Genomic DNA, 15,798 nt, shown 5'->3' on the forward strand with positions numbered 1-15,798 from the left:
ATCAGGCCTCCACCGCACTGGCGATATCTGAGAGGCCTTGCAGCACTGGAAGAATGGCAGAGAGCCGCGCTTGGATAGTGGCGTCCGCTTCGATCAGGTCAGAAAGGAACTGACCAGCAAAGCTAGGCACGCCAACCTCGCTACGCTCTACGTAACGCCCTATCAGCTCAACCTGAGTGATGACGCTGAGGATGAGGTCAGATGCACGAGCCTGCTCCTTAGGTGGCGCCTTGGCAGCCTTGGAGGCCTGCTGAATCGACTTCTTATCTCCGACCGCAACCGAGGCCTGCAGATCCTTTGGCAGAACCAGCAAAGCCACAGCACCCGAGACGGAGGCGCGACCTTCATCCATCGCCTGGACAAGCTCAGGCGCGGCCTCGTTAGCGACACGCTTGGCCTGCTCGTAGGTTTTTCCGTTACCGAATCCAGCAGCTTTCGCAGCTATGTCGCGTGTATCGCCCTTTAGTAACTCCGGAAAATTTTCCGGACTTTCTGACGCAGGGCGATGGTTTCGCCCTTGCAGTTCAAGCTCAATAGCCTCGCCAATCGCAACTCGCTCGGATGGCGTGAAGTCCTTGCGGAACTCATTTTCGGCGAGCTCGCCTTGCAAGATTGAATCAAGGTGAACAGTGCGGACTGGAATCTTTTCCCAACCGAGGGACAGGCAGGCGCGTAGGCGGCGCTCACCAAAAACGAGACGGTATCCGGAGTCGATGCCGATTGGCTGCAAGAGCCCAATCTCTGAAATGCTTGCGGCCAGGCTTTCAATGTCGCCGAAGTCCTTGCGGAATCGATTCGCGACCTTGATCAGGGATGCCTGGCACTGAATGATTTGATCGGCCATTTTTTGATAGGGAGCGGTTTCCCGCTCCCATCCTATTTAGATGAAAGTCGGGAACGTGTCGTCGGTTCGCAACACGTTGGTCGCGTGCTTGATCGGCTTCCCGCGCGCCTCTGCGTTCCAGGTGCGAATCAGCGCGGCAAGCACTTGGCTGCGATGGATCGGCCGACGGTCAACGGATGCGGCAAAGCAGCGATTGCGCAGATAAAGCAGGTTGTCATTGACCCCCTCAACGGCGCCAACCATGAAGCGCTCCAGAAACCGCTCTGCTAAAGCCTGGTTGCGCTGGCTTGCATAGAAGTAAAACATTGCCGCGATGGAGCGAGGGACAGGCGATTGGCGAGGAAGGGTCTGCCCATATTCGGCGGCAGCAATGAGCAGCGGGTTGCGCTTCACGAACTCCAGGACATCGGTCTTCTCGGCTTTGCCGGGGAATCCAAACTGCTCTTTCTCGTAGTCGATCACCCAAGTGGTAGCGGTCGCGAGCATCTTGCAGGTTTCAACTGGGAGGCCCAGCTGGACAAAAAGCACATCCGACTTCTGGCGCCCCTTCCCGCTGTCGAGCACGTCGAAAATGCTTTCGTCAAAGCCACGCATTACGACGCAGGTTACGGTGATGCCGGATTGGATGATGGCGTGCAGGCGGTGCTGACCATCCAACAGGCTTCCGCCCTTCGAAAAGCGGATAGGGTCGCCGGTCATCTTCCAGCCCCCCTCGCGGATCGCTTTCTCAAGCTTTGCGACATGCGCCATGCTTGCCGCGCGGTTACCAGTATTCCGCTCAAGCCAGGCGCGAGCGATCTCAGGCGTTACCTGCTCGACGGTAATTGCCGGGCCGTTTACGTTGATGGCGTTTTGGGTTAAATTGCTCATGTAGATTTTCCTTGTGTTACGCAATCAGCCAGGCCACGAACCTGGCTTTTTTGTGCCCGCGATTCAGGCGTTATAGGTGTCCGGCGCATCCGTGGTAGCTTTCTGCTTCCACACAAGAAGGCCTAGGAGGCCGGACATGACTGAAATAGTGATTGATCCAATAAACCGCCCTGAAGAAGCGGCGCATCAAGTAGCTCTCGAGCTGGTAAGGGCGAGCGGTGCGGATTTGTTCAGGGTGAAAGGCGTGAGCGAAGCCTCCGGAAAAAACATTGCCGAGTTCGTCATTGCCTTTCACAAAACCCTTACCGAGCATTACAAGACGCTTGGATAAGTCGTAGGCCAGCGACCAGCGCATTAGAGATGCTGGTCGCTGCTTCCTCAATGCCCTCAACCTCCCCTCGAACTGCCAATGCCACAACTGCATCAGCCAGGGCTTGAGATGCGATGTTGATTTGGCGGTCATCCAGTACCGCTTCGTTTTCCTGGGTCATGGTCTTTCTCCGGTTGTGAAATTCAGGCGATTGATTTCAGTGCAGGCTTTCCGTTGAGCAGAGCCTCAGCTTTGCGGCGCAACTCCCCCGCCTTCGCTTCGACCTGTCGGCATTGCTTGGCGAACGCCGGCAAGTGCGGCAGGTCCTGCTCGCACATCACTTGGTCGTCAAACACTTCGCTGCCGGTGTCGATCACATCGCCAAGCGCGCGGATCAGCGCGCCGAAGCTTTTGTTCGCGCATTGGTCGCTGGTCATCTGGCGGGCGCCGGTCAACCCGTGGCGGCTCGCCAGCTCGTTCAAGCAGTGATCGCGGTATTCAGGCTCAAGGGCATTGACCCAAGACTCTTCCAGCCAGGAAGGCATTTCCTGATCGCCGTTCAGCCAGCGCTGTACTCGCTTGAGCCAGCGGCCGGTCGCCTTCACGAACTCACTCACATCGCCGGTCAGTTCGGGCGAATTGAAGTCGGGCACTTCCTTTTTCTTGGCTCGGTCAGGAATCGACAGGTGCAGCTCAAGGCTCAGCGCCTGGGCAAAATCGTCCTGGCTCAAGCTGGTACGTGCGATCTGGTTTTGAGCGTGAGCGACCAGCACCTGATCACGGGTTTGAACGTTGTGTCTGGAACTGGACGTTTCCATGGGGACTGCTCTCTTCTAATCTGGCTTCAATGGAACGGCGGACAGGGATGTCAGGCGGCGGACTGGGATGAAACGCCCGCAGGCGGAAATGCTTCATCAAGAACGCACTTGGCTCCCAAGGCGTTCAATGCAGACACGATCAGGCGTGCCTCGCTGAGCCCCGGACAACGAAGGCCGGACTCGTAATTAGCGAGGCGCGATTGATTCCACCCAAGCGACCGACGAAGTGCGGCCTGGGTAATCCCGGCTTTCTCTCGAATGTTTCGGACGTGGTTCATGGAAATCGCTCCTATAGCTCTTGGCCCAAGGATAAACACGCATCGTGTTAAAGGCAAACACAATAAGTGAAAGCCGGGTATTTCAATACGTGATTGAATCCCGCGCATGACCGAATTAGCTGAGCGCATCAAACGCGCACGTAAAAATGCTGGAAAATCACAGGCTCAACTGGCCGAAGCTTGCGGCTGGTCGCAATCCCGAGTGGGTAACTACGAGGCCGGGACGCGAGAGCCGTCTTTTGCAGATATAGAACTGATGGCCAAGGCGCTACGCGTCGAGAAGTCCGAGCTTCTGCTAGATACGCAAAATGAGTCGCCAAGTGCGCCAGATCAGGCCGCTCGCCCGTCCACTGCTGAAATCGTGAATCTGATGCTGGCAAAGCACGGCAAGAATCTTACTGATGACGCGCGCAGGATGATCGCGGACGCAGTCAATGAGACCGCACGGGAGCTGGGGTCGAGCAACGTCATCACCGTCGACTTCTCCCGCCCCGGCCAGGTCGGTGACGAGGTGTGGATTGCTCACTACGACGTGCGGGCGGCGATGGGCGGCGGGCAGATTCCGCACGAATACCCGGAGATGCTCCAGGACATACGCGTCAGCCCTAAGCACCTGCGCGACCTTGGCCTCACGTTCAAAGAACACTTCCACCTGAAGATGATCACCGGGTGGGGCCAGTCGATGGCGCCGACGATCAAGGATCGAGACCCATTGCTCGTGGACATCACGATCCGGGAGTTCACAGGTGACGGCATCTACCTCTTCTCTCACGACGAGATGCTGTACGTGAAGCGCCTGCAGAAGAAAGGCAAGGATCGCTTCAAGATGATCTCGGACAACAAGCACCACGACCCCGAGGACATCCGGGTGGACGATACCCACATCCTTGCTCGCGTGCTTTATGTGTGGAACGGACAACCGGTGTAACCCATGCCCCTCACCAAGCCCAACCAGCAGCTGCGCCGCGACCTGAAAGAGGCTGCGGCCCTGCTTAAGTGGTCAGGCGTCGATCTGATACAGGCAGCGAAGAGGCTGTCAGCGACAGGCCAAGAAGGCGAGGCTACGGAGCTGTTGAAGATAGCCCTCTCGTTCCAGCAGGCTGAGGACAAGCTGGCAGGGTATGCGGAAGAGGTGAAGGAAGGGAGGATTGTGCGGGGGTGATGGACCGAGCGCTTATTTGTAGCGCCTCATTGAAAGGCTGGGGTGCGGTGCCCACCCCAGCCCTGAGAAAGAACTTAACCTTTCTTTTTAAACTCGAACACATTAGAGCCTGAGTCGTCCTGCAGACTCTTAAGCTTTGGAAGTGGGTTACTAATTATCTTAGGCTGAAATGCTAGGAAACCGTCAGCGAGTCCGCAAAGCTGCTCAACATCCTTCACAGGCATCATCAGATCTCGAACTATCGATACCTTTGTTTTTATTTTCGCATCTAAAATGGCGTTTATGGCTCTCGGCATTAGCCGAACGCTCTCTAGAGCAGAATCATTGTCGAACGGTTCGCCCTTTATCCACCCACGAGCGGAGTAGCTTTTCCTGAGCCTCAACGCCTCTTGCTCACCAATGAACAGCGACTTCTCAGCTCGGTAAATGATCGCGGCTACAGATACATTCCAGCGCCGCTTCAATGAAAGCAAATTCTCCAGAGACGGATATCTTGGAAGCTCTATAGACAGAAGCTCCTCAGGCAGCAATAAACAGCTGGCAAAATAGTTTGCCTGCTTTTCGATCTCTTTGAGATGTAAAATATCAAATGTCTTAATATTTTTGTGAAGAACTACATGACCGATCTCATGTGCAAGGTCGAATCTAGAGCGATAATAGTTACCCTTATCGCTAGAGAGCAAAATAAACGGTCTTTTCTGAGACTCGTCCCACTGAGACAATCCGTCCATTTTTGTATTGCCTTGATGGACGTGCGCACAGATTATCCCAGCACCTTCTGCTGCCATGGACAGGTCAGCTATCGGGCCTAGCCCAAGCCCCCACATTTCCCTGCACTTTAAAGCAGCTCTCGCTATCTCGGGAAAATCTAGCTGTCGGTGATCGGTAACCTCGCAGCTAGGTAAATTTAATTCTGGCCAGTCGAGCCAAGTAGACAGATACCCCGCAATCTCCTGTAGCCAATCCATCCTTGTTCCAGCTTTCCCGCGCAGATCGCTGCTCGTACTCGCAAGTGTTCTATAAAAAACTGGCGATACCGGCTTGCTTGAGATTGGACGAGTAAACCAGGCAACCGGAAAACCAAGCACAAAAGAAATACTTTCGAGAGCCTCTGACTCGGGTGCACTCTCTCCTTTCTCCCATCGCGAAATAGAAGAAGACGATTTTCCGATGCGCTCGCTCAACTCAAGCCTGGTCAATGAAGCCAGTACTCGCGCCTGAGTGAGGCGAGCAGGGACAAAACCTGAAACGCCGACTCTCATGACTTATCTCTGGATTCCGATGCTTCGATTTCGCTAATCACTTCTTTCAATCGAATTACCGCCTTATCTGTCAGTACGGCCGGCTCTTCTACCGCAGGTACATCTGAGTACTTTGTCAGAACTTTCGAGCATGGCTGAAGATAGTGCCAGCCTGAAAGATCGCTATATGGAACTCCGACTTGAAGATCAATCATCCGGTCCTGATCGAGGTTCTGCTTAGGATTTACGTTAACTAAGAGCAAGCCAAGCGTGCTTGAGGGAAGCATATGTACAGTTGGTGAAAACAAATCGTGCGTGACACCCTCAAGCCTTGCGTTCAACGCTGCAATCAGCGCTCGATGCTTCGCCCCCCGAGGCAGAGAACTACCTTGATTCACGCCAATACGACCAAGCTGAAGAGGTCCAGACCTTAATACAACGTAGTTCTCCCCCGAGTTATCAGCCTTCAAATCTAGCACTTCGAGCCCGGACGACTCGGCGATGCTCCGCATGGTTGAGCTCAGTTTATAGTGCCGAGCCTGCGGCAATGCCCTGACAAGTTCATGCTCATGAAGCTCCAAACGTGCGGTCATGGTGTCGTACGCCATACCATATGCCGCATGCAGATCATCCAATGCTCTAACCCAAAAATTTCTTGGAAAATGAGCTACCAGTAGGCTTTCAACCTCTTCTTGAATATCAATTATGGTCATATTTTGATCAATTCCCGCAATCTGGATTTTCTTTGTTTTTTCACCGTTAACCGATAATAGCACGCTCCAGACTTGCAGCAAGTCGGCACCTAACCTTTCCGATCAAAAGCCGAGTTCCCGGCCCAGCGCCGGGCTTCCTGTATCTGCCCTCCCCGATCTGAATCCGTAGCCCGCCATTGAGCGGGCTTTTTTGTGGGCTATTACTGAGCCTGGACTTGCCGCGCCAGGGGCGATGGGGTGCTGGATGCGACCGGCTTGAGCGTTCCCACAACTTCGTCCGGCAGCGTGTACATGGCGCCGGTGAGCGGATCGACGATGAGCATGCCGATTGCGCCGCCGAGCAGGATATTCCACCAGTACCAACCACTGATCGTCGGCTTGAGGGCTTGAGTGCTGTCGCTGTAGCCGTCAGCGCTGAACGTGATTGAGTAGGTTTGGCGCTTGAAGTAGCCACGGCTAGTCTCCAGCAGCGCCGCTCCAGGGGTTTGCCCGGTAAGCAAAACTTTCCCCGCCGAATCCTTGATCGTGTACGTCGTCACCTGCGGCAAGGCATAGATATTCACCTTTGGCTTACTGGTGCTCACGATGCTGGCGCACCCGTTCATTGCCAGTATTGCAGCAAGCGTTGCGGCTCCCGCCACCTTCCCCGTCTTCATGCCATCACTCCATCGCGCCTTCATTGGCCTGGCTGAGGCTCAGCCGGCGCCGATTGTAGCGGAATGGTGGCAGTCCGACAGCCTGCCGAGTGCGGGCTTTTTCATGCAGGTCAGAAAGGTGCGGACTCTTCCTCCGGCTCAAACTCCGCTTCGCCCTTCCCAGCTGGCTCGGCCTCCTGCTGCTCCCACCTCACCGTCACGCTGCCGTCGTCGTTGAGCGTAAGCTCGAGTTCGTCAGTTCCAGCGATCACGCTTAACACCTCTTCCCACTCCCGATCCCCATCCGTGTCCAGGCGGTGAATCGTCACCCAACGCTGCGCCTGTGCCGCCGGGTGATTGATCATCGATGAGACGCGCAGCCCCAGGCGCGCCATACCGCTCATTTCCTGTCGTGCTGCCGGTGCCGCCTGCTTCTTCGCCATAAACCACCTCCCAGTTAAATGCTGTATATCCATACAGCTTAACCGGAATCATATCCCACACCCCCAAAAAACGTAACTGCGAGCCGACGTGTTAACTTGAAAAAATAAATCACATTACGTGTTGACGTAATAAACACGATGCGTGATAGTTCACTCCATCGAGTCACCCAACAGGGACTCGCCAGGGCCTCAGGGCCTGACCCGCTCTTTAGTCACACAGCCTCACCCTTGCCGGATCACCACCGGCCCAGCATCAAAAAGGTTTAGCGAGGTCGAGCCTTAATCGACCCACGGGTAAACGCGATGAGAATCGTGCCTCGACCCGGCCGGAGCAGCTTAGATCCGTGCAAGAACAAGAGTGCAGTCGGGAAGATCCGCGGACTGTGAGAAGGAATCAGAGATTGCCGGCCAGCCACGTGCGGGCCGGATGCTCTCCAGGTGGCCCTACTCAGGACCACGCGGAAAGCAGGAGAGTGAAGATGGCAAAAATTGAAGGGCTGACTATCGAAGTGATTCCAAAACCTGGCACCGAAGAGTTCGATCAGTTGGCCAAGCAGTTCGCCGAATCTGCTTACCGGCACTTTGTAGAGTTGTGGCGACAAGGTGCTGAGCAGGACCCCGCCGCCACTTACCCGCAGTTCCTGGCCACTGAATCAAGCCGGAGTAAGGAAATGAACGAAGAACAGATTGAGCGGTTTCGCAAGATTGTTCAGGAGGTCTCGACGGATGAAAGCGTCACTTTTGATGAGGCTTTCGCCATCGCGTCGAATCACCTGGCCTACTGGGTCAGCGAAATGCCTAAAGGAAAGCCTTCCGCTGGTGGTGGATCAAGTCAGTCCTCGAAAAGCCAAGCCTGCCAATCTTGAGACTGGCACACGAAGACAGATGCGGCTCCTAGTACGGCTAGAGGATCGGCAATCGATTTCACCTTGTCTCTCAGCGCAGTGGTTCCGAGGGAGCTTGAGCCAAAGTAAGTACCATTTGGCATCTTGTATCTTTTCCCATTTTCGAAAACCACCGTTCTCTTAAGGCCAAGCACCTCCATTGCATCATGGAGATCGCTGTAATCATCCCCGCCCGCATTAGATAGTCCAACACGCACCATATATTCCGCCATTGCGACATTCCTTGTTTCGACTGTGGAGGCCGAAGCATATGGGTTTCCCTCGACTGTGGAAAGCGAGGAAACAGGGAGCCTGCCCCTGTAAAAACAGGCAACCACATTTGATTCAAGCCGGTGACCGACGCCAGTAGCGGGTCACGGCGCCACAGATTTCCTCGATGACCTTGGCGACAGGGTTATCCGGAAAATCGGACAGGAGAAGGAACATGGCACGACAGAACGATATCGATCACCTACAGGACCTGATGCAGAAGGGCGAGCTAACCGCCAACCAAGCGAACGTGCAGATGGTTCGTAATGAGCGCTTCAGGATGGTGGTGAATAGCCTCCCGGCCAGCCTTCGGAAGGCACTCAATGCAGCGGTTCGTAGCGGTGAGCTGGGCCATATGAAGAAGGACGGCCACAAGCCTGAGTGCTACTTCCACCCCACCTTCGAATATTTGGCAAAGGCTGAACGCCTGAAACGAGAGCGCGAAGTGATCAGCATGCGCGGCACGGCAACTGTATGCATGAGCGACATAGTACGAGCCGGCCATTCAGCATGACGGACCTTTTCACTGATGCCCATCCAGAGCGGTGGGCAGCGGGAAAACAACCGAGGGCAAGACGATGGAAGCAACTGTATTCAAGGCCGACAAGGTGTTCGTGGAAAATGACTATCGCGGCATGACAGTCACCGTCGAGGGCGACCCAAGGCTAATTGTTGAAGACATGGCTCTGGATGATCGTCTACACGACCTTGATATCCGCGACGTCATCGACTTCCTCGGGCCGACAGAGGTTCTTCAGGCGATGGCCGAGGAAGACCTGGCCAGATGGCTGGCCGGTGAGCACACAGACCCTACCGACATGCTGAGCGCCATCGGCGAAGAAGCTGTTCTGGAGTGGCTTAATAGCTGCGACTCCGATAGCAACTCGCCTATCTGAACCATCCTCCTGCGCATTCACAGAGTGCGCAGCTGGATGCGGATGCACGCCCAGGCTGATGGGCAGGTTTGAAAACTAACAGTTCCGAGAGTGAACGCTGACCGGCTAAGTACTATTTTATGCCCGCGCGGTACCGGCTCGTAATAACTGGCATTGCGGTAGCCGAAAGGCGCTGACCGCGGCATGACTCTCAACCCGGAGACCAGCACCGGGCATCTGCATCACCCATTCTCATAGGTGGCCACTGCCTTCCCAGTGAGCGAACAACAGGAGATACGGCCATGAAGTAGATCAACGGTTCACCCGCGTGGCGTAGCAAGCCTGAAGGCTTCGCCCAACACCCTAACAGGCAGCGGAAAGCAGGGCCGACGATGTGACCGCGCATCAGCCAGGGAGCTGGCAGGCCCAACCCAAACGAAGACGAACACCGCAGGCGAGTCCGAGGGCATAGCTGGCCAGACTCGACACATCCCGGGCAGTGCCGGGCGCCTGCACCCTTCCCCGCCTCTACCCGTCAGCACTCCTCCCCCGCGCCCATCGGCAACCAGCGGGAGGCATGTGTGTTGACGAGTGCAGGTGAACCAACGAATGGAGTTGACCATGAATCAAAGTCAGCACGCTTACTGCGACGTAGCGCTCGCAATGAATCAACGCCGCAATATGGCCTTGGCGCTTTGCCTGGGCCTGGTCGGCTCCAGCGCACCGAAGACGTCGCCGCTGTTTCGGGTGATCCCGGCCGGCAATGAGTTCTTCCACGTCGTCGACTCAGTCACCGGCAAGGTGAAAGGGTTTCGCCGCAACCACAACGAAGCCTGTGCCCTCGCCCGGAGCCTGGAGACTCGACATGCCAACCAGCTACGCGGATAGCGCCCAGGCAAGGGAATCAGACAGGCGCTGGGACTTACCGAACTTCGGCAAGAAGCAACACGTCGACCTGTTCCACGAGTACACGGCTGACGACCTGGAAGATCGTGAGGCTCGCCGTATCAAAGAGTGCGCAAACCTAAAGATGCGCATCGGTGCAGCCATGGCGCAGATGGAGTTGATCTGCCCACCAGCGGAAGGTGTTGAATGAACATCGCACAGCGAGACCATCAGATCGCCGTGGGCTGGATAGAAACCGAGGTCGATAACTTGATTCGCGACCTCGGAAAGCCAAACGCCAGTGCAGCGGCGCGGTCGTGCATAACCTTGGCGTTCATGCTCCGAGCCATCGACGAAGCCGAACACAGGTATTACCAAGTGCGCATCGACAAAATCTACGCCAACTACAACGCCTCCACCTCTACCGCCGCTTGACGGCGTAACCACACCACAAACACTTTCAATGCTGCGCCAGGCGCGGCGAGGGATCGTCATGTCCACAAATCCTAAAAAAGCACCCGCACAAGAATCGCTCGAAATGAGCGAAACCGAAGAATCCAAGAAGTCCATTGCCCCTGCTGTCGCCGTCACCGACATCGCGGAGTATCGGCCGCACGAGGAGCAAATCGTTCGCCTAGAGGCAACCTACGGGAAGCTGGTGGTTGACTGCTCGACCAGCGAAGGCTTGGCGAATGCAAAGGAAGTTCGCGTCGATATCCGCGACGTGCGTTATGCCCTAGCCAACACCACCAAAACGGCACTGGCTCCCTACCAGCAGGCGGTTAAAGACGCCCAGGCTCGCGTCAACCAGGTAAAGGAGTTCGGCGAGACGCTGAAAGATCGAGTCTTGGCAATCGAGACTCCTGTTGACGAAGCAATCAAGGCCGAAGAAAAACGCGTAGCTGATGCCAAGGCAGAGCGCGAGCGTGTCGAGGCTGAGCGTGTCGAAGCCATCCGGGCCAAGATTACCCGCTTCAGCTCTGTCGCTGCCGCATACGCAAGCCGCAGCGCTGCCGACGTCTCAAGCGTTCTCCAGAATGTCAAAGACTCGGTAATTCTGCCCGAGGAATACGGCGAGTTTGAAGCCGAAGGCACCATCGCTCGCGACAACGCCATTGAGCAATTGGAGGCGCTGCACAAGGCCGCCATTGATCGAGAGGAAGCCGCTGCCAAGCTGCTGGCTCAGCAGAAGGAGCTGGACGAACTGCGCGAGAAGCAACGCATCGCCGACGCAGAGGCTGAAGAGCTGCGCAAGCAGCGCGCCGAGGAAGACCGTCTGCGCTTGAAGAAGCAGCAGGACGAGCTGGACCAGCAACGCCGCGACATGGAAGCACAGCAACGCCAACAGCGCGAGCAGCAGGAAGAACAGCAGCGTCAGCAGCGCGAGCGTGACGCGCAGTATCAGCGCGACCAGGAAGAACTGGCCCGCCTGCGAGCACAAGCTGCCGCGCCCGCTCCAGCAGCAGCTGTCGTTGCAGCTCCAGTGATTGCTGACCAAGCGCCAGCGGTTGCTGCGGCAATTGATCTGGATCCAGTGGCAGACGTAGCTGTTGATCCGAGCATGCCAAGCGCCAGTGAAGTGGTCGAGGTCGTGGCCATGGCCTTCTGCGTAACCCATGACGAGGCTTCGGCCTGGCTGCGCGCCCTGTCGTTCTAAAGCGCCCCCTGAAACCACCCCGGAGGCCGACCAGAGTCGTCGGCTATGGAGTAAGTATGAACGCATCTACCCAGCTGTCCGCAATTTCGACAGATTTTGCCAGCCCTACAGCCCTCATCCTAAACCGCGAAAGCATGCAATCAATGACCGATCTTGCCGCCATGATGGCAGGAGGCAAAACCGCAGTTCCCCAGCACTTCCGTGGCAACCAAGCAGACTGTATGGCCATCGTCATGCAGTCCATGCAATGGGGTATCAGCCCCTTTGCAGTGGCTCAAAAAACCCACCTAACCCAAGGCGGCGCGCTCGGCTACGAGGCGCAATTAATCAATGCCGTCGTGATTTCCCGCGCCCCCATCCAAGGCCGTCCCGAATATGAGTACCTTGGCGACTGGGACAAAATCCTTGGAAGGGTCACGGAGAACAAATCCGAAAAGGGCGGAAAATACTACACGGCAGCCTGGAAGAAAGATGATGAAGCAGGCTTGGGCATTATCGTCCGCTTGACCATGATCGGCGAGAGCAAGCCCCGCGAGGTCAAGGTGATGATGAGCCAGGCCTATCCGCGCTTTTCAACCCAGTGGGCGACTGACCCCAAACAGCAAATCGCCTACTTAGCGATTCGCAAATGGGCTCGTCTCCATACGCCTGATGTAATCCTCGGCGTATACACCAACGACGAGATGCCAGCAGCGGAAGAAATCGACGTGACACCACGGGGCGAAGCTCAGGCATCTACCAAGCCAGCCGACGTGGCTGCGTCAGCAGTACCTCAAGGCGATCAAACTGACGCATCTGCGGACTTGTTTGAGCAGTTGAAAAAGACCGCCCAAGAGGAAGGCCTTGAGGGCTACGAGAAAGCTTGGAAGGGTTTGAAGCCAGCGCAGCGCGGCGCCATTGGCGTTACCCGCCATAACGAGCTGAAGACCATAGCGCAGACAATTGAAGCGGAGTTCACCACCCTCAACGATGGCGCTGACCATTCCGATGACGACCAGCAAGGCGGCAACCAATGAACGCCTCTGTAGACCTTCAGCGCACCGAGCAGTGGCACCAGGACCGCAGCGGGCGACTCACCGCCAGCCGATTCAAGGATGTGATTGCATGGGGCGACCGTGACAAACACGGCAAACGCAAGCCGCTTGCGGCCCGTACCACCTACATGCGCGAGCTGGCTTTTGAGCGCCTGGCCAACCGATCGAAACATTCGGTCAGCAGCAAGTCGATGGCCTGGGGAACCGAGGTTGAGCAGTCGAGCCACGACTTCTACGAAATCCTGACTGGTAATAGCGTCATCAAGTCGGGCTTCGTAGTTCATCCAAAATACGACTGGCTTGGCTGTTCGCCGGACGGCTTGATTGGCGAGGACGGAGGTATTGAGTCGAAATGCCCATTCAATGAGGCCGTCCACGTCCGCACCTGGCTCGAAGGCATGCCCGAGGAGCATAAGCCGCAGGTTCAGGGCTGCATGTTCGTCACGGGCCGGGAGTGGTGGGATTTCCTTTCATTCGATCCACGACAGGATGAAGACTGCCGACTGTATATCGAAACCATTGAGCGCGATGAGGAGTACATCGCGATGCTTCATCAAGAGCTGGTCCAGTTCAATCTAGAGCTTGGCAGGATGGTTGATGAGGTCGCGGACAAAGCTCGGGCGCAAGCCCATCGCCTAGGAGCCTGATCATGATCAGCAATTACCTCAGCATGATCGAGGAACTGCGACCGGCCTCAGATGAACTGGCGGCCCAGGTCGCCGAGTACCTGGCCAGCGGCGGCCAGATCGAAGAAGCAGCGCCAATCGGCTACAAGCCCAAACCAATCACCTACAGCAACCAGATGCCGCCGGCGCCGAATCCGTTTGTTCGGCGCCGGGTTGAAACACCCCCATTACCGGCTGATCCGATTGATGCAAGAGCTGATAGGCGCGCAAAGCAGGCCGAACAAGTGAAAGCCCTGGCGCCCACGCACACGCAGACCGAGGCACGTTTCGCCTTAGGCATGACGAGCAAAACAGTAAAGGCTCTGGCAAAAGAGTTCGGCTTTACCTTCAAGCGCTCAACGCACGGCGGGCACAACGGCCCGGAGCGGAAAAAGGAAATTGCTGAGCGCGATGCCAAGTTCGCCGAGCGAATCAAGGCTTTCAAGGAGCTTGGATTATCGCGGCGAGTGGTTTGCGGAAGGCTCGCTATCAGTAATAAGACCTTCGAGCGGATCATCGCCGCCCACGGCATTGACTACCCCAAAGCGCGCCAGGGCAGCACTTCATGCGCCGCATAGCCCGCATCCAGCAACGCAAACGTCAAACCTGGCTCGCACTGCCGGCCAGCGGAATAGAAGAGGTAGGCCATGGCCATGGATCAGAAAGCGCGATCTGCAAAGAGCGCGGCGAAACGCAAGGAGCTTGGCGAAGAAGAGCTGAGGCACCGAGTACGGGCTGGCGAGAAGCAAATGCTCGCCGACCTCATGGCCCGGACTGAAGACACCGAACAGGCATCAGTGATGGCCGGCTCCCTTCGCTATGTCCACTCCCTCGGCAGAGACGGTGCGCGTGAAGCGCTCCGTTCGCGCCACAAAATCGAAGTTAACGAAAACGTGGCGGCAGAACTCTACGCCATAGGCCAGCGCCAAGCATCACGGCTCGACGCCGAAGAAGCATAACCCACCCTACTCGCTGCATCCGGCATTCCGGAGGGCGGCGCTTACCCCGGAGTAACCCCATGACCAAGCAAGCACAGCAAGCAGTACTCGCCGCCGAACTCCCTGAGCGCGGCCAACCTCTGGCCGGTGGCGTGTTCGTCACGCGCTACTGGCTCAACGGCGTCGAGCGCGCCTTCATTTTGCTACCTGACGAGCTCAGCGGCCCGTGGGGCGAGTACGGCGTGAAGATCGAAGGCGCAGACAGCTACAGCGACGGTGAAGCGAACACCCGCGCCATGGCCGAGGCTGGCAGCGTGATCGCTATCAAGGCCCTTGAACTGGGCGGGCATATCCCTTCGTGCCTGGAAGGCCAGCTGTTGATGGCGGCCAAGGCTGATGGCCTAGTGGAGATTCGCGGGGATCGTTGGCACTACCTGAGCACGCAGTTCTCAGCCAACCTCGCATACATCATGGACTTCAGCGATGGCTACCAGGGCTACGGCTACAAGCTCGGCGAGCGCAGCGTGCGCCCTGTCCGCAGCATTCCAATTCAATAATTCGCTTATTCATTGCTTTTTTGCAGGCGATTCCGGGAGCGTCAGGACGACGCCCAGACCAGAAGCACGCCGGGCAGCGCCGGCAGCCTGCACCCTACTTCGCTCACAGGAGCATCCCATGTGCCCAAATGAACTGACCACGTACACCCGCGGCGATCTCGTTATCAGCAGCCCAGACCAAGCCGTCGTACTGAAGCTTGCAACCCTGGCAATTGCCGCTGAGCCCGCTATCACCGCAAGCGGCATCCCGGCCATCGGCGAATACTGGCCGGGTGAAGGCGGCGTAAACGGCGGCCTGTTCCCGGGCGGTGACAAGCCCTACTACCTGATCGTGGCGGCCGGCGCCGATGCTGAGGCATCCCATGAGTGGGGCGGCTACGGCGAGGATCTCGGTGGCTCCAAATCCCCATGGGATGGACAGGCCAACACCGCCCACCTGGCAAGCAGCAATCGTGAGCACGACCACCCGGCCGCCCAGTTCTGCGCAACCTTCGAGCGCGATGGTCACAAGGACTTCTACTTGATGGCGCGCCGCGAGGCGTCCTTCCTCGAAATCACCGTGCCGGCGGTGTTCACCCAGTCTTATCACTGGACGAGCTCGCAGCGCTCCGCCGACTACGCCTACGGCATGGCCTTTGGAGTTGGCTGGCTCAACCACTTCGGCAAGCTCAGCGAGCAGCTCGCGCGGCCTGTCCGCCGTATCTACGTCACTTCGTGAG

25 protein-coding genes are annotated in these 15,798 nt (G+C 57.0%); 16 read left to right on the plus strand and 9 right to left on the minus strand.

What is annotated here, in order from left to right:
* Nucleotide 1 precedes the first annotated feature (1 nt).
* Both K0P33_RS17175 and K0P33_RS17180 read right to left on the minus strand, forming a co-directional pair.
* Nucleotides 2-844 carry a ParB N-terminal domain-containing protein gene (locus K0P33_RS17175; protein WP_242149883.1) on the minus strand — a complete coding sequence of 281 codons (843 nt, stop codon included), beginning with the start codon at nt 842-844 and terminating at the stop codon, nt 2-4.
* 36 nt (nt 845-880) lie between these two features.
* A complete protein-coding gene (locus K0P33_RS17180) occupies nt 881-1,714 on the minus strand; it encodes a hypothetical protein (RefSeq protein WP_242149886.1) in 834 nt (277 codons plus the stop codon).
* A 136-nt stretch (nt 1,715-1,850) separates the two neighbouring features.
* Between K0P33_RS17180 and K0P33_RS17185 the strand changes: the two genes are divergently transcribed.
* Nucleotides 1,851-2,045, plus strand: coding sequence for a hypothetical protein (locus K0P33_RS17185; RefSeq protein ID WP_242149889.1), 195 nt, complete (start codon nt 1,851-1,853; stop codon nt 2,043-2,045).
* 182 nt (nt 2,046-2,227) lie between these two features.
* Here K0P33_RS17185 and K0P33_RS17190 read toward each other — a convergent pair whose 3' ends face one another.
* Both K0P33_RS17190 and K0P33_RS17195 read right to left on the minus strand, forming a co-directional pair.
* A complete protein-coding gene (locus tag K0P33_RS17190) occupies nt 2,228-2,842 on the minus strand; it encodes a hypothetical protein (RefSeq protein ID WP_242149892.1) in 615 nt (204 codons plus the stop codon).
* 50 nt (nt 2,843-2,892) lie between these two features.
* Nucleotides 2,893-3,120 carry a helix-turn-helix transcriptional regulator gene (locus K0P33_RS17195; protein WP_074900406.1) on the minus strand — a complete coding sequence of 76 codons (228 nt, stop codon included), beginning with the start codon at nt 3,118-3,120 and terminating at the stop codon, nt 2,893-2,895.
* 106 nt (nt 3,121-3,226) lie between these two features.
* Here K0P33_RS17195 and K0P33_RS17200 point away from each other — a divergent pair, with 106 nt between their 5' ends.
* Both K0P33_RS17200 and K0P33_RS17205 read left to right on the plus strand, forming a co-directional pair.
* Nucleotides 3,227-4,048, plus strand: coding sequence for an XRE family transcriptional regulator (locus K0P33_RS17200; protein ID WP_242149895.1), 822 nt, complete (start codon nt 3,227-3,229; stop codon nt 4,046-4,048).
* Between the two features lie 3 nt (nt 4,049-4,051).
* Entirely contained in the window at nt 4,052-4,282 is a 231-nt protein-coding gene (locus tag K0P33_RS17205; protein WP_242149898.1) for a hypothetical protein, read from the plus strand.
* A 74-nt stretch (nt 4,283-4,356) separates the two neighbouring features.
* On the opposite strand, the gene K0P33_RS17210 is transcribed toward K0P33_RS17205, so the two are convergent.
* From K0P33_RS17210 to K0P33_RS17225, 4 genes are all read right to left on the minus strand, one after another.
* Nucleotides 4,357-5,544: an XRE family transcriptional regulator gene (locus tag K0P33_RS17210; RefSeq protein WP_242149899.1), complete on the minus strand. Its 1,188-nt coding sequence runs from the start codon at nt 5,542-5,544 to the stop codon at nt 4,357-4,359.
* Nucleotides 5,541-6,317: a hypothetical protein gene (locus K0P33_RS17215; RefSeq protein ID WP_242149902.1), complete on the minus strand. Its 777-nt coding sequence runs from the start codon at nt 6,315-6,317 to the stop codon at nt 5,541-5,543. Before K0P33_RS17215 ends, K0P33_RS17210 begins: the two co-directional genes overlap by 4 nt.
* A 119-nt stretch (nt 6,318-6,436) precedes the next feature.
* Nucleotides 6,437-6,892 carry a hypothetical protein gene (locus K0P33_RS17220; protein ID WP_242149905.1) on the minus strand — a complete coding sequence of 152 codons (456 nt, stop codon included), beginning with the start codon at nt 6,890-6,892 and terminating at the stop codon, nt 6,437-6,439.
* 110 nt (nt 6,893-7,002) lie between these two features.
* Nucleotides 7,003-7,314: a DUF1654 domain-containing protein gene (locus K0P33_RS17225; RefSeq protein WP_242149908.1), complete on the minus strand. Its 312-nt coding sequence runs from the start codon at nt 7,312-7,314 to the stop codon at nt 7,003-7,005.
* 479 nt (nt 7,315-7,793) lie between these two features.
* Between K0P33_RS17225 and K0P33_RS17230 the strand changes: the two genes are divergently transcribed.
* Nucleotides 7,794-8,180, plus strand: a complete 387-nt coding sequence (locus tag K0P33_RS17230) for a hypothetical protein (RefSeq protein ID WP_242149911.1) — start codon at nt 7,794-7,796, stop codon at nt 8,178-8,180.
* Here K0P33_RS17230 and K0P33_RS17235 read toward each other — a convergent pair.
* Nucleotides 8,147-8,431, minus strand: coding sequence for a hypothetical protein (locus K0P33_RS17235; protein WP_242149914.1), 285 nt, complete (start codon nt 8,429-8,431; stop codon nt 8,147-8,149). The genes K0P33_RS17230 and K0P33_RS17235 overlap by 34 nt on opposite strands.
* A gap of 212 nt (nt 8,432-8,643) precedes the next feature.
* Here K0P33_RS17235 and K0P33_RS17240 point away from each other — a divergent pair, with 212 nt between their 5' ends.
* The 12 genes from K0P33_RS17240 (at nt 8,644) to K0P33_RS17295 (ending at nt 15,797) form a co-directional block, all read left to right on the plus strand.
* On the plus strand, nt 8,644-8,982 hold the full coding sequence (locus K0P33_RS17240) for a hypothetical protein (RefSeq protein WP_242149917.1): 339 nt from the start codon (nt 8,644-8,646) through the stop codon (nt 8,980-8,982).
* Between the two features lie 64 nt (nt 8,983-9,046).
* Complete coding sequence (locus K0P33_RS17245; protein WP_242149921.1) at nt 9,047-9,364, plus strand: hypothetical protein; 318 nt, start codon at nt 9,047-9,049, stop codon at nt 9,362-9,364.
* Between the two features lie 600 nt (nt 9,365-9,964).
* Nucleotides 9,965-10,231, plus strand: coding sequence for a hypothetical protein (locus K0P33_RS17250; RefSeq protein WP_242149924.1), 267 nt, complete (start codon nt 9,965-9,967; stop codon nt 10,229-10,231).
* Nucleotides 10,209-10,439 carry a hypothetical protein gene (locus K0P33_RS17255; RefSeq protein ID WP_242149927.1) on the plus strand — a complete coding sequence of 77 codons (231 nt, stop codon included), beginning with the start codon at nt 10,209-10,211 and terminating at the stop codon, nt 10,437-10,439. Before K0P33_RS17250 ends, K0P33_RS17255 begins: the two co-directional genes overlap by 23 nt.
* Nucleotides 10,436-10,663: a hypothetical protein gene (locus tag K0P33_RS17260; RefSeq protein WP_242149930.1), complete on the plus strand. Its 228-nt coding sequence runs from the start codon at nt 10,436-10,438 to the stop codon at nt 10,661-10,663. Before K0P33_RS17255 ends, K0P33_RS17260 begins: the two co-directional genes overlap by 4 nt.
* Before the next feature lie 28 nt (nt 10,664-10,691).
* Nucleotides 10,692-11,885, plus strand: coding sequence for a hypothetical protein (locus tag K0P33_RS17265; RefSeq protein ID WP_242149933.1), 1,194 nt, complete (start codon nt 10,692-10,694; stop codon nt 11,883-11,885).
* Between the two features lie 56 nt (nt 11,886-11,941).
* On the plus strand, nt 11,942-12,901 hold the full coding sequence (locus tag K0P33_RS17270; RefSeq protein ID WP_242149936.1) for a RecT family recombinase: 960 nt from the start codon (nt 11,942-11,944) through the stop codon (nt 12,899-12,901).
* Nucleotides 12,898-13,566, plus strand: a complete 669-nt coding sequence (locus K0P33_RS17275; RefSeq protein WP_010568110.1) for a lambda exonuclease family protein — start codon at nt 12,898-12,900, stop codon at nt 13,564-13,566. Before K0P33_RS17270 ends, K0P33_RS17275 begins: the two co-directional genes overlap by 4 nt.
* 2 nt (nt 13,567-13,568) lie before the next feature.
* A complete protein-coding gene (locus K0P33_RS17280; RefSeq protein WP_242149939.1) occupies nt 13,569-14,162 on the plus strand; it encodes a hypothetical protein in 594 nt (197 codons plus the stop codon).
* Nucleotides 14,163-14,231: 69 nt separating this feature from the next.
* Nucleotides 14,232-14,543, plus strand: coding sequence for a hypothetical protein (locus K0P33_RS17285; RefSeq protein WP_242149942.1), 312 nt, complete (start codon nt 14,232-14,234; stop codon nt 14,541-14,543).
* A gap of 59 nt (nt 14,544-14,602) precedes the next feature.
* A complete protein-coding gene (locus K0P33_RS17290) occupies nt 14,603-15,079 on the plus strand; it encodes a hypothetical protein (RefSeq protein WP_242149944.1) in 477 nt (158 codons plus the stop codon).
* A gap of 118 nt (nt 15,080-15,197) precedes the next feature.
* A complete protein-coding gene (locus tag K0P33_RS17295; protein WP_242149947.1) occupies nt 15,198-15,797 on the plus strand; it encodes a DUF1566 domain-containing protein in 600 nt (199 codons plus the stop codon).
* Nucleotide 15,798 lies beyond the last annotated feature (1 nt).

It is taken from the genome of Pseudomonas sp. ArH3a (assembly GCF_022648765.1).
GTDB lineage: Bacteria > Pseudomonadota > Gammaproteobacteria > Pseudomonadales > Pseudomonadaceae > Aquipseudomonas.

Coding starts and splice junctions, on each gene's coding strand:
- K0P33_RS17175 (WP_242149883.1), bottom strand. CDS start 844: ATGGCCGATCAAATCATTCAGTGCCAGGCATCCCTGATCAAGGTCGCG.
- K0P33_RS17180 (WP_242149886.1), bottom strand. CDS start 1,714: ATGAGCAATTTAACCCAAAACGCCATCAACGTAAACGGCCCGGCAATT.
- K0P33_RS17185 (WP_242149889.1), top strand. CDS start 1,851: ATGACTGAAATAGTGATTGATCCAATAAACCGCCCTGAAGAAGCGGCG.
- K0P33_RS17190 (WP_242149892.1), bottom strand. CDS start 2,842: ATGGAAACGTCCAGTTCCAGACACAACGTTCAAACCCGTGATCAGGTG.
- K0P33_RS17195 (WP_074900406.1), bottom strand. CDS start 3,120: ATGAACCACGTCCGAAACATTCGAGAGAAAGCCGGGATTACCCAGGCC.
- K0P33_RS17200 (WP_242149895.1), top strand. CDS start 3,227: ATGACCGAATTAGCTGAGCGCATCAAACGCGCACGTAAAAATGCTGGA.
- K0P33_RS17205 (WP_242149898.1), top strand. CDS start 4,052: ATGCCCCTCACCAAGCCCAACCAGCAGCTGCGCCGCGACCTGAAAGAG.
- K0P33_RS17210 (WP_242149899.1), bottom strand. CDS start 5,544: ATGAGAGTCGGCGTTTCAGGTTTTGTCCCTGCTCGCCTCACTCAGGCG.
- K0P33_RS17220 (WP_242149905.1), bottom strand. CDS start 6,892: ATGAAGACGGGGAAGGTGGCGGGAGCCGCAACGCTTGCTGCAATACTG.
- K0P33_RS17225 (WP_242149908.1), bottom strand. CDS start 7,314: ATGGCGAAGAAGCAGGCGGCACCGGCAGCACGACAGGAAATGAGCGGT.
- K0P33_RS17230 (WP_242149911.1), top strand. CDS start 7,794: ATGGCAAAAATTGAAGGGCTGACTATCGAAGTGATTCCAAAACCTGGC.
- K0P33_RS17235 (WP_242149914.1), bottom strand. CDS start 8,431: ATGGCGGAATATATGGTGCGTGTTGGACTATCTAATGCGGGCGGGGAT.
- K0P33_RS17240 (WP_242149917.1), top strand. CDS start 8,644: ATGGCACGACAGAACGATATCGATCACCTACAGGACCTGATGCAGAAG.
- K0P33_RS17245 (WP_242149921.1), top strand. CDS start 9,047: ATGGAAGCAACTGTATTCAAGGCCGACAAGGTGTTCGTGGAAAATGAC.
- K0P33_RS17250 (WP_242149924.1), top strand. CDS start 9,965: ATGAATCAAAGTCAGCACGCTTACTGCGACGTAGCGCTCGCAATGAAT.
- K0P33_RS17255 (WP_242149927.1), top strand. CDS start 10,209: ATGCCAACCAGCTACGCGGATAGCGCCCAGGCAAGGGAATCAGACAGG.
- K0P33_RS17260 (WP_242149930.1), top strand. CDS start 10,436: ATGAACATCGCACAGCGAGACCATCAGATCGCCGTGGGCTGGATAGAA.
- K0P33_RS17265 (WP_242149933.1), top strand. CDS start 10,692: ATGCTGCGCCAGGCGCGGCGAGGGATCGTCATGTCCACAAATCCTAAA.
- K0P33_RS17270 (WP_242149936.1), top strand. CDS start 11,942: ATGAACGCATCTACCCAGCTGTCCGCAATTTCGACAGATTTTGCCAGC.
- K0P33_RS17275 (WP_010568110.1), top strand. CDS start 12,898: ATGAACGCCTCTGTAGACCTTCAGCGCACCGAGCAGTGGCACCAGGAC.
- K0P33_RS17280 (WP_242149939.1), top strand. CDS start 13,569: ATGATCAGCAATTACCTCAGCATGATCGAGGAACTGCGACCGGCCTCA.
- K0P33_RS17285 (WP_242149942.1), top strand. CDS start 14,232: ATGGCCATGGATCAGAAAGCGCGATCTGCAAAGAGCGCGGCGAAACGC.
- K0P33_RS17290 (WP_242149944.1), top strand. CDS start 14,603: ATGACCAAGCAAGCACAGCAAGCAGTACTCGCCGCCGAACTCCCTGAG.
- K0P33_RS17295 (WP_242149947.1), top strand. CDS start 15,198: ATGTGCCCAAATGAACTGACCACGTACACCCGCGGCGATCTCGTTATC.